Annotated in this window: 10 protein-coding genes; 9 read left to right on the top strand and 1 reads right to left on the bottom strand. The window is 63.9% G+C overall.

Annotated elements, in window-relative coordinates; genetic code table 11:
* The first annotated feature begins 107 nt into the window (after window positions 1-107).
* The 9 genes from IPL75_01565 (at window position 108) to pnp (ending at window position 11,067) form a co-directional block, all read left to right on the top strand.
* Window positions 108-977, top strand: a complete 870-nt coding sequence (locus IPL75_01565) for an SGNH/GDSL hydrolase family protein (protein ID MBK9238956.1) — start codon at window positions 108-110, stop codon at window positions 975-977.
* Between the two features lie 149 nt (window positions 978-1,126).
* Window positions 1,127-1,633: a ribosome maturation factor RimP gene (locus IPL75_01560; protein ID MBK9238955.1), complete on the top strand. Its 507-nt coding sequence runs from the start codon at window positions 1,127-1,129 to the stop codon at window positions 1,631-1,633.
* Window positions 1,634-1,635: 2 nt separating this feature from the next.
* Entirely contained in the window at window positions 1,636-2,904 is a 1,269-nt protein-coding gene (gene nusA, locus IPL75_01555; protein ID MBK9238954.1) for a transcription termination/antitermination protein NusA, read from the top strand.
* 17 nt (window positions 2,905-2,921) lie between these two features.
* The gene (gene infB / locus IPL75_01550) at window positions 2,922-5,783 is read left to right on the top strand and encodes a translation initiation factor IF-2 (protein MBK9238953.1); all 2,862 of its coding nucleotides are present in this window, start codon (window positions 2,922-2,924) and stop codon (window positions 5,781-5,783) included.
* Window positions 5,783-6,244 carry a 30S ribosome-binding factor RbfA gene (rbfA, locus tag IPL75_01545; GenBank protein ID MBK9238952.1) on the top strand — a complete coding sequence of 154 codons (462 nt, stop codon included), beginning with the start codon at window positions 5,783-5,785 and terminating at the stop codon, window positions 6,242-6,244. The genes infB and rbfA overlap by 1 nt, the downstream gene beginning before the upstream one ends.
* A complete protein-coding gene (locus tag IPL75_01540) occupies window positions 6,241-7,224 on the top strand; it encodes a bifunctional oligoribonuclease/PAP phosphatase NrnA (protein ID MBK9238951.1) in 984 nt (327 codons plus the stop codon). The genes rbfA and IPL75_01540 overlap by 4 nt, the downstream gene beginning before the upstream one ends.
* Window positions 7,225-7,446: 222 nt before the next feature.
* Window positions 7,447-8,343, top strand: a complete 897-nt coding sequence (gene truB / locus IPL75_01535; protein MBK9238950.1) for a tRNA pseudouridine(55) synthase TruB — start codon at window positions 7,447-7,449, stop codon at window positions 8,341-8,343.
* A gap of 182 nt (window positions 8,344-8,525) precedes the next feature.
* On the top strand, window positions 8,526-8,795 hold the full coding sequence (gene rpsO, locus IPL75_01530) for a 30S ribosomal protein S15 (protein MBK9238949.1): 270 nt from the start codon (window positions 8,526-8,528) through the stop codon (window positions 8,793-8,795).
* Window positions 8,796-8,853: 58 nt separating this feature from the next.
* Window positions 8,854-11,067 (top strand): polyribonucleotide nucleotidyltransferase, encoded by a 2,214-nt coding sequence (pnp, locus tag IPL75_01525; GenBank protein MBK9238948.1) that lies wholly within the window; start codon window positions 8,854-8,856, stop codon window positions 11,065-11,067.
* Between the two features lie 453 nt (window positions 11,068-11,520).
* On the opposite strand, the gene IPL75_01520 is transcribed toward pnp, so the two are convergent.
* Window positions 11,521-13,953, bottom strand: a complete 2,433-nt coding sequence (locus IPL75_01520; GenBank protein MBK9238947.1) for a PxKF domain-containing protein — start codon at window positions 13,951-13,953, stop codon at window positions 11,521-11,523.
* Window positions 13,954-14,125: the final 172 nt, after the last annotated feature.

Below are 14,125 nucleotides of genomic sequence, written 5' to 3'. Positions count from 1 at the left end.
AACCTGAGTTAAAAAAGACGTCGGGTGTCTTTTTGCACGAAAAAGACACCCGACGTCTTTTTCAGCGGCACTGTCGGCCGGGCCTGAACGGACCGATACTCTCACGTATGCGACTTTTCCCCCTTCGGCCCGGGACCGGGCGATTGGCGCTGGCCGGAGCCGCCCTGATGCTGGTCTCGGCCGGCTGCGACATGCTCTCCAAGCCGACCGAACCCGGCCCGATAGTGACCGGCGGCGTCAGTTACACCGCCCTGGGAGCGAGTGACGCCATCGGCTACGGCAGCAGCTCGCCCTGCATCCCGTTTTCAGCCTGTCCGGACGGGGCCGGCTACGTCCAGATCGTCGCGCGCCGCCTGCGGGCGACAAACCCCAGTCTGGCGTTCCTGAACCTCGGGGTGCCCGGTGCCGTGCTGAGCCGCGAAATCATGACCATCGGCAACAGCCTGGGCCGTGGGATTCCGGCAAACATGATTGACGGCCAACTGCCCTTTGTGCCGAACGGGTCCACGATTGTGACCGTGTTTTCCGACGCCAATGGCGTCAACGCCATCGGTGCCGCCCTCAAACCTCTGGCCCCGGGCGCGCGCGCGGCCTATGGCAACACCCAGATCCAGAATTTTGCCCGCGATTTTTCGGGGTTCATCTCCGGGATTTCGGGACGTGCCGCCGGCGCCACCATCATCGTCCTGAACCTGCCCAACCTGGCCCGCCTGCCCTACGCTGCGGGTTACACCGAAGAGGAACGCGGTTACCTGCGGACCCTCTCGGCAGGATTTACGGCCGGCATGAACGCCACCCGCTCGGCCAAGGTCCGCGTCGTGGACCTCATGTGCCACGCCCAGGTCTATCAGCCGGCGTTTTATTCAAGCGACGGCTTCCACCCCAGTGACTTCGGCTATTCGGTGATGGCCGACCTGGTGTCGGCCGCCATCGCCGCCCCACCCTCCCCGCCCGCCACCACCTGCTCGTTCATGTAGGTCTTGTCCGTGTAGCGCGGCCTGGGCGTCAAGGCCGCGGCCGACCGCTGAGGCAGCGTGCTATACTCTCGGGTGGTCGTAACGGGAATGTACTGGTAAGTGGGCCCGTGCCCACTTTTTGTCTTTTTAGGACCAGTTTTTAAAGAGCCATGTCGCGCGAAGCCGCTGTTGAACGGGTACGTGAAGCGGCGGTCCGCGTGACCGCGAGTCATGGGTTGGAGCTGTTTGACCTGCAGTTCCGGCGCGAATCGATCGGTTGGGTCCTGCGGGTGATGGTGGATCGCCCGTGGCAGGAATCGGACGGCCCGGACCGGCCGGATCAGGCAGTGGGCATTGGCGACTGCCAGCGCGTGAGCCACGACCTGGGAACGTTGCTCGACGTGGAAGATGATTTGGGTGCGGCGCTTGGACAGGCCTACACCCTTGAGGTGTCCTCACCCGGCCTCGATCGGCCGCTGCGTCACGAAGCCGACTATCGTCGGTTCACGGGGCGTCTGGCCAAGATCGTGACGTCTGAGCCGGTGGAGGGACAGACAAGTTTCGCGGGCCGGCTGTCTGGCTTCGACGAGGGGCACATCCTCCTCACCGAAGGCCGGCGGGTCCATCGAGTGCCGCTTGGCGGGGTTCGCCGGGCGCGCCTGGAAGTTGAGTTCTGATTATGGCGACTGAACTGCAGCAAATGATTGACATGGTGGCGAAGGACAAGGGCATTGACCCGACCATCGTCGTGAGCGCGATCGAGGACGCGTACCTGGCGGCCGCGCGCAAGGTGTTCAAGGAAGACGACGACCTCCGGTCGCGGTTCAACATGGAAACCGGGCAGGTGGAACTCTACGCCGTCCGGCAGATCGTCGAGACCGTGGTGGACCCCGCCAAGGAGATCCTGCTCAGCGAGGCGCAGGAGCTGTACGGCGAAGAAGCCGAGACGGGGATGGAAATCGAGTTCCCGAAAGAAACGGCCAAGCTCGGCCGCATTGCTGCGCAGACGGCCAAGCAGGTCATTGCCCAGCGCGTGCGTGAAGCCGAGCGCGAGAAGATTCACAACGAGTTCAGCCAGCGCGTGGGCGAAGTGGTCAACGCCATGGTCAAGCGCTTCGAGAGCGGCGACCTGATCGTGGAAATTGGCCGAATCGAAGCGCAGATTCCGCGCCGCGAACAGTCGCGCGCCGAAAACTACGCCATTGGCGACCGTGTGCGCGCCGTCATCAAGGCCGTCACGCTCAACGCCAAGGGGCCGCAGGTGGTGCTCTCGCGCACCGACCCGGCGCTGCTCGTCAAACTGTTCGAGCAGGAAGTGCCGGAGATTTACGACGGCACGGTCATGATTCGCGGCTGCGTGCGCGAAGCCGGTGACCGCGCGAAGGTCGCGGTCTTCTCGCGCGAGCGCGATGTGGACCCGGTGGGCGCGTGCGTCGGCATGCGCGGCACCCGCGTGCAGGCCATCATCCGCGAACTGCGCGGAGAAAAAATCGACATCGTCGAATGGTCGGAAGATCAGGTGGACTTTGTCACCAAGGCGCTCAGTCCGGCCCGCGTGCAGCGCGTGACGATCATCGATGACGAAGCGCGCGTGATGGAAGTGCTGGTCGAAGATCGGCAGCTGTCGCTCGCCATCGGCAAGAAGGGCCAGAACGTGCGCCTGGCGGCCAAGCTCACTGGCTGGAAGATCGACATCAAGAGCGACGAAGACAAGAAGAAAGAAGTTGAGCTGACGATGGCTGGGCTGGAGTTTGGCGAAGCCACGGAAAGCGCGGCGCCGCTCGTGTTGCCCGACATCCACGTGGAAGTCATCAGCGCCCTGACGGCGGGTGGTTTCACGACGGTGGAGCAGGTGCGCGCGGCCAGCACCGAGGCACTCCTGGCACTCCCCGGCTTCGACGCCGAGACGGTTGCAGCCGTTCAGGCCGCCGCCAATTCTAGTTTGTAGATTCTCCGAGGTTCCTTTTGGCCACTGTCCGGATTTATAAAGTCGCTGAACTGCTGGGCCTCTCAAGCCCGGAAGCCATCGCGCTGCTCAAGAAAGAAACGGGCATCGAGGCCAAGAGCGCGTCAAGTTCGATCGAGGAGATCGTCGCCCGCCAGTTCGTCGAACGCCAGGCGCGCGCGCGCAAGATCACGCTGCCCGGCGGCGCGATGTTCGCCGAGACACCAGCGGCGCCTGCCAAAAAAACGCCGGCTAAGGGCGCCAAGGCGCCTGAACCCGTCAAGCCTGCGGCGCCCGTATTGCGGCCGCGTCTGGTCAAGACGGTCAAGCCGGCCACTGCCACCGATGAGGCGGCGGTCGATACACCCGAGGCCGTTGTGGCGCCGGCGCCAGAGCCTCCCGCTACACCGGCTCCCGAGCCTCCGGCCGCGCCTGTTGTGCGCGGACTCAGGGTCGAGCCTGAACCGGTCGCCCCCCCGGTGGTTGAGGTCGTGGTGCCCGAACCGCCGCCCCCGGCCCCGGTCGTGGAACCCGCCGCGCCCCCAGTGGTCGTCGCGCAGGTCGCGCAGGTCGCGCCGGCGGTACCGCCCCCGGTGGCGCCGGCCGTGCCGCCTGTCGTTGTGCCGGAACCGCGCGTGGCCAAGCCAGCCGCGCCGCCCGTTCCGCCCGTTCCCGTCGTGTCATCCCCGGCCGCGCTGCGTCCGTCGGGACGCGTGGTGCCGCCCACGCGTCGCCTGCGCATTGAAGACCCGCTGACCGGCGAAGCGCCGGCCGCGCGGCCCATTCCGCAGCGTCCGGTTGTGCGGCCGCAGCAGTCTGCCCCGGCCCCGACACGACCGGCCGATCCAAGCATGCAGGCGCGTCAGGGAGGCCCGATGGGCCGTCCGATGCCCACCGGCCCGCGGCCGCCACTTGGTGGTCCGCGTCCGCTGCCCTCGCAACCCGTGCGTCCCGGCCAGCCAGGCAGCCCAGGCGGGCCGCTCGGCCAGCGTCCGCCGCTCGGCCAGTATCGTCCGGGTCAAACCGGCTATCGCCCGTCGTACTCGGGCCCCCGCACAAAGGGACCGCGTCGCGACGACCGCCCCAACATGCCGATGATGCAAGAGGCGCCGCCGCCCATCACCAAGCTCATCACGCTCGCAGAAGGCATGTCGGTGAAGGACCTGGCTGACAAACTCGAGGTCAAGGCCAAGGACGTCATGAAGAAGCTGATGGATCGTCGCATGATGATGACCATCAACTCCACGCTCGATGCCGAAACGGCGCAGCTGGTGGCACGCGACTTCGGCGCGGAAGTGCTCATCCGTTCGTTCGAAGAGGAAGTGGTGGATGTGGAAACCACTGCCTCGAAGCCGGAGGACATGGTTGAGCGCGCGCCGGTGGTCACGGTCATGGGTCACGTCGACCACGGCAAGACCACGCTGCTCGACGCCATCCGCAAGGCCAAGGTTGCCCAGGGCGAAGCCGGCGGCATCACGCAGCACATCGGCGCCTACTCGGTGGAAGTCAACAACCGACGCGTCGTGTTCCTCGATACGCCCGGTCACGCGGCGTTCACGATGATGCGCGCCCGCGGCGCCAAAGTCACCGACATCGTCATCCTCGTGGTGGCGGCCGATGACGGTGTCATGCCGCAGACCAAGGAAGCCATCGACCACGCGAAGGCGGCGAACGTGCCGATCATCGTGGCGGTGAACAAGATCGACGTGCCCGGAGCGAACCCCGAGCGCGTCAAGCGTGAGCTCTCGGAACTCGGGTTGCAGCCGGAAGAGTGGGGCGGCACCACGGTCACCGTGGAAGTGTCCGCCAAGCAACAGACCAATCTGGACCAGTTGCTCGAGATGGTTCTGCTCGTGGCAGACATCGGCAGTCACAAGGCGAATCCCACGCGCATGGCGCAGGGCACTGTGCTTGAAGCCAAACTCGATCGGGGCCGTGGCCCGGTGGCCACCGTCCTGGTGCAGGACGGCACCATTCACGAAGGCGATCTCTTCATCGCCGGCACGGTGGACGGCAAGGTGCGTGCGCTGTTCGACCACATGGGCCGCAAGATCAAGTCGGCGGGGCCGTCTACGCCGGTCGAAATTCTCGGCCTGTCGGCGCTGCCCTCCCCGGGCGATCTGCTGCAGGTGGTGGACGACTCGCTCAAGGCGCGCCAGATCGTGACCTACCGCCAGACGCAGGCCAAGGCCAAGGCGCTTGGTGCGCGTGGCTCACGCATGACGCTGGAATCGCTGCAGCAGCAGATGGCCGAAGGCCAGCTGAAGGAACTGGCGATCATCATCAAGGCCGACGTGCAGGGCTCGGCTGAAGTGTTGTCGGACACGCTGGCGAAGCTCAGTGAGGAGCGCGTGAAAGTGCGCATCATTCACACGGGCGTCGGCGCCATCAACGAATCCGACGTGTTGCTGGCCACGGCGTCGAAGGCCATCATCATCGGCTTCAACGTGAAGCCCGACCGCTCGGCGGCCGAAGTGGCTGAGCGCGAGGACGTCGAGATCCGGCACCACACGATCATCTACAACGTCACCGACGAGATTAAGAAGGCCATGACGGGCCTGCTCGAACCGACGCTGCGGGAAGCCCGCATCGGCGCGGCGGCCGTGCAGCAGATCTTCAGTTCGCCCAAGGCCGGCACCGTGGCCGGCTGCATGGTCACCGAAGGTCGCATCACCCGCGCAGGCGACGCGCAGGCGCGCCTCTCGCGTGGCGGCAAGGTCCTCTGGACCGGCCGCATCAGCTCGCTCCGCCGTTTCAAGGACGACGTGAGCGAGGTCAAGTCGGGGATGGAGTGCGGCATCAGCCTCGACAAGTACAACGACGTCGAGGTGGGTGACATGATCGAAGTGTTCCACGTCGAGAAAATCGCGCAGACCCTGTAATGGCCCAGGGTGCCCGCGCGGACCGGGTCGGCGAACAAATCCGGCAGGAGCTGAGCCAGATCCTGTCGCAGCAGGCGCACGATCCTGGCATCGGCTTTCTCACGCTCACGCGCGTCAAGGTCACGCCCGACCTGCAACTGGCGCGGGTGCTCTACACCGTCTTCGGCGACGAGAAGCAGAAGAAGGAAACGCAGAAGGCGCTCGAACGCGCCCTGCCCTACTTGCGCCGCCAAATCGGCTCGCGCCTCAGTCTGCGCCGAGTGCCCGAGCTGCAGTTCTTCTACGACCAGGCCGTGGAACACCAGGACCGCATCGAGCAGATCCTCATTGACCTCAAGCGCGAGCGGGAAGAGAACCCGCTGCCGCAGGATATGGACGAATTGCCGTCCTCGGAGGCCGGGTCTTCAGACCCGGCGAACGCCCCGCCCGCCGGCCGGCCGGATGACGCAGACGAGTCATGACCGGTTCCGCGGCTGACGTCGCTGCGGCGATTCGCCGCCACGATGCGTTTCTGATCACCTCTCACGCGCGACCTGATGGCGATGCCATCGGCTCACAGCTCGCGATGGCCTTTGCCCTCGACGCGCTGGGCAAACGCGTGCGCCTGGTCAACCACGACCCGGTACCAGGCCCGTATCGCAGTTTCCCCGGTGCCGATCGCATCGTGGTGTCACCCGAGGCGCCGCCTCTTCCCGACCTGCCAGCCGACGCTGAAGCCACCATCGTGATGGAATGCGGCGACCTGTCGCGCCCCGAGGTGGCTGGCCTGGAGCGGCCAACCGTGATCAACATCGACCACCACATCGGCAACACGATGTTTGGTTCGGTGAACTGGTTCGACGGATCGGCCGCGTCGTGTGCAGAGATGGTGGCCGATGTCATCGACGCGCTCGGCGTCGGCTGGACTCAGGAGATTGCCGCGCACCTCTACCTCGGCATCGTCACAGACACCGGCGGCTTCCGCCATGGCCCGATTTCAGCGCGGACCTTCCATGCGTCTGCCCGCATCGCGGCCACCGGGGTTTCGCCGGCGCTGCTCTCGCGCGAGATCTTCGACAGCTTCGGTGTCGGCCGCATTCGCCTGACCGGCGCACTGCTCAACTCGATGGAGTTGCACTACGACAACCGCCTCGCGGTGCTGTATTACGACGACGAGATTTTGGCAGCGTGTGGCGCGACCAGCGACGATACGGACGGTTTGGTGAACCTGCCACTCGGCGCGAAGGACGTGCTCGCCGTCGCGCTCGTGCGCAAGCAATCCGACACGCAATACCGCGTCAGCATGAGGTCGAAAGGTAGCGTCAGTGTGCGCGATGTTGCCGTTCAGCACGGGGGCGGTGGGCACGTCAACGCGGCCGCTTGCAGCATTGCAGGGTCGCGCACGTCTGTGACCACCGCCATCGTCGATGCCATCGCTACCGCGCTCCCTGCCGCCGTGTAAATGGCGAAATGTCACAAATGTCCGAAATGGCGAACTGCGGAAAGACCAATGAAGACAGGAATGCGGGAATGTCCAAGGCGCGCAGTGAGGGAATGACCTTGGAGCAGCAGATTCAACCATTGACGACCAAGGACATTCGAACATTCTTCCCTGCAATGGTTGTCCGCATTGGTTTGTCCGCAGTTCGCCATTTCGGACATTTGTGACATTTCGCCATTACGAATGACTGGGATACTTCTGATTGATAAGCCCAGCGGTCCCACCTCGCATGACGTAGTTGCACGCCTACGCCAGGTGACCCGCGAACGAAGCATCGGTCACGCCGGGACCTTGGATCCGCGCGCGACGGGCTTGCTTGTGATGCTGTTAGGTAAAGCCACGCGCCTGGCATCGTTGCTGAGCGGGCACGACAAAGTGTACGAAGCCACGGTTCGCCTCGGCTGGGCGACGACGACAGACGACGCGGCTGGGGAGCGATTGGGTGGTGACGAGCCGGCCGGACCTCTGCCGTCAGACGACGCACTGGCGGCAGCGCTGGACCAGTTTCGCGGCACGTTCGACCAGATGCCGCCGCAGCACTCGGCCAAGAAGGTCGACGGCCACAAGGCCTACGACATGGCCCGCAAGGACCAGCACGTGCCGCTCAAGACCGCGTCCGTCACGGTTCGCAGCCTGGACCTGGTGGCGCGGACCGGTGACCTGGTCCAACTGACCATGACGGTGACCGCGGGTTTTTACGTGCGATCGCTCGCCCGCGACCTGGGCGAACGCCTGGGCTGCGGCGCCCATCTGCACGCTCTCCGGCGCACCCGGTCGGGCGCATTCCAGGTGGAATCGGCCACGTCCCTGGACGATGCCGACCGCCTGGGGCCCCTTCTGGAACCCCGCCTGATCTCCCTGGCCGACGCCCTGCCCGACCTGCCCGCCGTCCGGGTGTCTGAAGGGGGCCTGGTCCGGGTCAGGCACGGCAACCCGATCGGCCCCCAGTTTGCGGAGGGTTCCTGGGCTCCCATGGGCTCTTCCCTCACCAAGATTCGCTTGCTGGACGAGTCAGGCGCCCTGATCGCCCTGGCCGACCTGCGCGGCGGCCAACTCCACCCGTCTGTGGTCTTGGGGTAGGACATTCCCCCATTCAGCCACTCGGAAATTGCAGACATTTCGCCATTTCGGGCATTTGTGGCATTTCGCCATTACGCGTTGCGCCCCGCGTCAGATACAATTAATCCCTTGTAGGCGCAACAATTACGGCCGATCTGGTCATGCGCATTTCGCGCACTCTGGGCGGCCCGTGGAAGGTACTCATCGTGTTGAGCAAGGACCGTAAGACCGAAGTTATCAGTACGTACAAAACGCACGAAGGCGACACCGGCTCGCCGGAAGTGCAGGTGGCGATTCTCAGCGAACGCATCACCTACCTCACCGAACATTTCAAGACCCACGCCAAAGATCACCACTCGCGCCGCGGCCTGCTCAAGATGGTTGGCCAGCGACGCCGGCTTCTCGACTACGTGCGTCGGGAAGATCCCGCCCGCTACACGGATCTGATCAAGCGTCTCGGCATCCGCAAGTAGCACCCAGCACAACAGCACCAAGCACAAAAGCACAGCGCACAGAAGGATTCGAAAAATCATGTTCCGAAGAGAATTGACGATTGGCTCATCGACCCTGTCGATCGAGACCGGCAAGCTGGCCAAACAGGCCGATGGCGCGGTCATCATCCGCCAGGGTGACACGATGGTGCTGGTCACCGCGTGCCGCTCCGCGAGCGCGCGCGAGGGCATCGACTTCCTGCCCCTCACCGTGGACTACCGCGAATCCGCCTACGCCTCGGGACGCATCCCCGGGGGTTTCTTCAAGCGTGAGGGCAAGCCGGCCGACAAGGAGACACTCACCTGCCGCCTGATCGACCGTCCGATTCGTCCCCTCTTCCCGAGCGGCTGGTTCTACGAGACGCAGATCATCGGCATGTTGATCTCGGCCGACGCCGAAAACGACTCCGACGTGCTCGCCATCACCGGCGCCTCTGCCGCACTCGCCATCTCGACCATTCCGTTCGAACAGACCATTGCCGCCGTGCGCATCGGCCTGATCGACGGCCAGTTCATCGTCAATCCGACCTATCCGCAGCGTAAGACCAGCAAGATTGACCTGGTCGTGGCCGGCAGCGCGACGGCCATCATGATGGTGGAGTCGGGCGCCGAGGAAGCCACCGAAGAAGAGATGATCACGGCGCTTGAGACGGCCCACGCCGCCATCAAGCAGATCGTGGCCATGATCGACGACCTCCAGAAGGAAGTCGGCAAGGCCAAGACCGTGGTCGCAGCCAAGGCCGTTGACGCCGACCTCAAGAAGGCTGTGGAGGCCAAGGCGTACGAGCCGCTGGCCGCCGCCATGCGCATCCGCGAGAAGCTCGAGAACTACGCAACGGTGGACAAGGTCATCGGCGAAATCGTCAAGAGCTTCCCCGAAGACCAGCAGTCCGCTGCGAAGGGCTTCATCGGCGGTCTCAAGGAGCGCATCCTCCGCGAGGAAATCCTCGACCGCGGTCAGCGCCTCGACGGCCGCCGCTTCGACGAGATTCGTTCCATCTGGACCGAAGTCGGCGTCCTCCCCCGCGCGCACGGTTCGTGCGTGTTCACGCGCGGCGAGACGCAGGCCCTGGTCACCGCCACGCTCGGCACGGATGACGATGCGCAGAAGATTGAGAAGGTGGACGGCGAGAGCTACAAGCGCTTCATGCTCCACTACAACTTCCCGCCGTTCTCGGTGGGCGAAGTGAAGTTCCTGCGCGGCCCCGGCCGGCGGGAAATTGGTCACGGCGCATTGGCCGAGCGCGCGCTCGCGCCGGTGATGCCCAGCCAGGAAGCGTTCCCCTACACCGTTCGTGTCGTGTCCGACATTCTCGAATCCAACGGGTCTTCATCCATGGCGTCGGTGTGTGGCGGCGCGATGTCGATGATGGATGCCGGCGTGCCGCTCAAGGCGCCGGTGGCTGGTGTGGCGATGGGCCTCGTGATGGACGAGCAGACCGGCAAGTGGGCCGTGCTGAGCGACATCGCGGGCGCTGAGGACCACTACGGCGACATGGACTTCAAGGTGGCCGGCACCGCGACGGGCATCACCGCCCTGCAGATGGACATCAAGGTGGGCGGCATCACCATGGACATCATGCGCAAGGCGCTCGAACAGGCGCGCCAGGGTCGCATGCACATCCTCGGCAAGATGGCTGAGACGCTGGGCACGTCGCGCAAGGACATTTCGACCTACGCGCCGCGCATCATCACCATCAAGATCCCCGTCGAGAAGATTCGCGACGTCATCGGACCGGGCGGCAAGGTCATCCGCTCCATCGTCGAGCGCACGGGCGTGAAGATCGATGTCGAAGACGACGGCCGTATCAACATCGCGAGTTCAGACGACGTGGCGGCACAGAAGGCCATCGCGATCATCCAGGAACTCACCGCAACGCCGGAACAGGACAAGGTCTACATGGGCCGCGTCGAGCGCATCACGGACTTCGGTGCGTTCATCGAATTAATGCCCGGCGTGGACGGCCTGCTCCACGTCTCCGAGATGGCCAACTACCGCGTGGCCAACGTCCGCGACGAGCTCAAGGAAGGCGAGCAGATCGAGGTCAAGGTCATCAACATCGATCCGAGCGGCAAGGTGCGGCTGAGCCGCAAGGTGCTGCTGAAGGAAGGCGAGGGCATGACGCCGCGGTATCCCGGTGGCGGCGACGCTCACGGGGGCGGCAGCGGTGGCGGTGACGACCGGGGTGGCCGTGGCGGCGACCGTGGTGACCGTGGCCCGCGCCGGGATCGCGACCGCGGCCCGAGGCGCTGAGGGGCGATTACGACGGATCACAGGGAGACTCCGAGGCTCAGAGGACTTCTGGGCTACGGCGGATCACACCGAGACGCTCTCCGAACGTAGCGCGGCCTGAGCTTGCCTCGCCATAGCGCAAAGCGCGAAGGCGGGCCTCAAGACGGAGAAGACATCAAAGCCGGGCAACCCTGAGCAACGTCGAAGGGTGCCCGGCTTTTCCGTTCCCCCCTCGCGCACTGCGCCCCTACGTGTTCTTCATCGCCAGCACGTGTTTCTGGCCCGTGGCACCGATCCCCAGCGCGACCACCAGGCAATGGTCACGGACATGCAGCCCATCGATCAACAACGCGGCCAGTTCGAGATCCGCCAACGATCATGAACCGCCCCGTTGGTACTAGAACTTCATGAAGACTGCTTTAGCCTCATCACACCCGCCAAAGACCGACCGACACCCTCGGCGGATCCAGGCTCCTACTTCACTTGGAACTGCACCACATGATCAGTGGGGTCGTTGCCGGCCTTGTAGACCAGCGCATACGTGCCCACCGAAAAGCCCTTCAGACTGAGATTGAAGATGTAGCTTCCGCCGGTGAACCGGAATTGGTTGTCGGGGTTTGCGTTTCCGGCGTCGGCCAAGGGGCCGGGCGCGCTCGTTGATACGAGATACACGGCCTGCGCCACCACCGGCACGGATGAGTCTGACACATTGACGCCCGCGGCATCGCAGAGCGCGAGTTTGATCGGAACCGTCGAGCCGGCCCTGTGTGCCACCGTCTGGTCATAGAGCACGCATTGGTTGTATACCACGACGTATGTCACGGCCGAGGTCGCCGTGTTACCAACAGCGTCGGTCGTAGTGACGGAAAAGTCCTTGGAGCCCACCGAACTGGTGTCGATAGGCGCCCCATCTCCAACTGGGCCGGCACAGCCGGTCACTCCGGATCCACCATCCGTGCACGCGTAGGTGGCGACTGCTGTCTGGCCGAGTAAGTACGCGGTGGCAGTTGGCGCCGAGATGGAGACGCTGGGTGCACGCCTGTCCACCTTGTTCCCGACGACTGGGCCCGCAGTCGCGCAATTGCCCACGTTGTCACACACACTGAGCGAAACGGTCGCGGCAACGGCAGTCTCAGCACCGACCGAAACACTTGTCTCCAGACTGAACGACGCACCAGCACTGTTCATGAGGCCGGCCCCACCGTCGGCCGCAGTGCAGGCGATGCCGACGTTGGCCCCGTGCCACAGTCCATCAGCCGCCGCGCAACTAGTCGTGGGCGGTCGTCGGTCAACCTTGATACCGGAAATGGGGCCAGCCGTTGCACAATTGCCCGCGACATCGCAGACCGTGCGCGAGTCAGTCGCCGCGTCCGCTGTTTCGCTTCCAGCGGCAACGCTCGTAGTCAAATCGAAAACCGCATCGGCACCGATCGCAAGTCCCGAGTCACTGTCAACAGCCGTGCAGCTAAGCGTCGCGTTCGACGGATGCCAGGATCCGTCAGGTGCTTCACACGAGATGCTCGGCGCCTCCGTGTCAGGGAATGGCGTCGGATCGCAGGCATCGCCGACTCCGTCGTCGTCGGAGTCCTGCTGATCTGGATTGGCCGCAGTTGGGCAGTTATCCACCGCGTCAACAATGCCGTCACCATCACTGTCCGGCGGAATAACTATGCCGGTGCCAACACGCAGAGTCAGAAAGTCAAAATCTGACGAACCGTTTCCGCTGATCCCAGTCACCAGAAGCCTGCCATCGGGCTGCAGGACTGCAAACGTCGGTTCGTCGAGGGTACGCTCATCGACCACAAGGGCACCTGCGTCGCCGAACGCTGAGTTGGCGGAACCGTCGCTGTTAAACGCACAGACACCAAAATCGGACCAGCCTCCTCCGAGAACCGCCGCCGCCACAAATACTTGACCATTGTTATGGACTGCGACGCCGCGGCCAAATGACCGACGGTTAGCGCACTGCGACACTACTAGGCCGTTCACGCCGAACGTACTGTCAAGCAGGCCGCTGGTTGAATAACGGGCGATGAAGAGTGCGTCATCCTCGGCGAGATTCGTAGTATGACCGGCGACTATCACCTTCCCATCGGGCAGCATCGCCAAGCCGCCGAAACCGTCAATTAGCCTAAGGTCTGTCAGTACATATCCGCCATTACCGAAAGAGGAATCTAGGATCCCGTCTTCGCTATATCTAGCAACGAAAACGTCGTTGCCTTCGCCAATGCCCGACGTCCCGGCGACCAATAACTTGCCGTCAGGTTGCAGAAGGATGTCGCCTTGAGACATGTCCGGGCCGCCGCCGATGTCAGTTATCACAATCCCGTCCGTGCCAAATGATGTGTCCAAGCTGCCATCGGCCGTGTACCCGACGAGAGCGACATCGGACGACCGACTGTGGCCGGCCAGGATTATCCGGCCACTTGGCTGCAGCGCTATACCTAGCGCAACGTCCTGCCCTGTCGAAAGCCTGGTAATGACGCGACCACCATCACCAAACGACAAGTCCAGTGAACCGTCAGCTTGGAAGCGAAGCATCGCGAAGTCGCGGTCGCCGAAATTTGGATCACCCGCATGTGAAGTGCCTGCTACAACGATCTTGGCGTCGGGCTGGATGACGACGCTCAAAGCGAGGTCGTCGCCATCCCCCAAGTCGACCGTCACTCGCCCACCGATGCCAAAAGTAGAATCCAACGTGCCGTCTGCGTGGTACCGTGCCGCCGCAAAAGCAAAATTGCGGTCCCCATCAAAGGGCGAAGCTGCTGAAGCTGCTCCTACTACCACAATTCGGCCGTCAGGTTGCAGAGCGAGAGCATAGGCGAAATCGGTTCCACCCAGCAGGTCCGTTCTAACAATTCCTCCATTGCCGAAATCTGGATCGAGGCTTCCGGATACCGCTATCAAGGCTGAGGACGCGATGATACCGACAAAGCCAACCGATGCTAACCATCGATGCCGCGCCCGACACCATGAGGGAAAGAGATCTGGAAGTCTTCGCATTTCAACCTCGGTTTCGACCGTGTGTAAGATCTCAGGAAGCGAAAGTCAGAGACGTCTTGAATACTCGGAGACTCAG

This window comes from Acidobacteriota bacterium (assembly GCA_016716905.1).
Taxonomy (GTDB): domain Bacteria; phylum Acidobacteriota; class Vicinamibacteria; order Vicinamibacterales; family SCN-69-37; genus SYFT01.
Note: the sequence above shows the minus strand (reverse complement) of the source record. Positions and strands in the feature narration are given on the sequence as shown.

Coding starts and splice junctions, on each gene's coding strand:
- IPL75_01565 (MBK9238956.1), top strand. CDS start 108: ATGCGACTTTTCCCCCTTCGGCCCGGGACCGGGCGATTGGCGCTGGCC.
- IPL75_01560 (MBK9238955.1), top strand. CDS start 1,127: ATGTCGCGCGAAGCCGCTGTTGAACGGGTACGTGAAGCGGCGGTCCGC.
- nusA (MBK9238954.1), top strand. CDS start 1,636: ATGGCGACTGAACTGCAGCAAATGATTGACATGGTGGCGAAGGACAAG.
- rbfA (MBK9238952.1), top strand. CDS start 5,783: ATGGCCCAGGGTGCCCGCGCGGACCGGGTCGGCGAACAAATCCGGCAG.
- IPL75_01540 (MBK9238951.1), top strand. CDS start 6,241: ATGACCGGTTCCGCGGCTGACGTCGCTGCGGCGATTCGCCGCCACGAT.
- truB (MBK9238950.1), top strand. CDS start 7,447: ATGACTGGGATACTTCTGATTGATAAGCCCAGCGGTCCCACCTCGCAT.
- pnp (MBK9238948.1), top strand. CDS start 8,854: ATGTTCCGAAGAGAATTGACGATTGGCTCATCGACCCTGTCGATCGAG.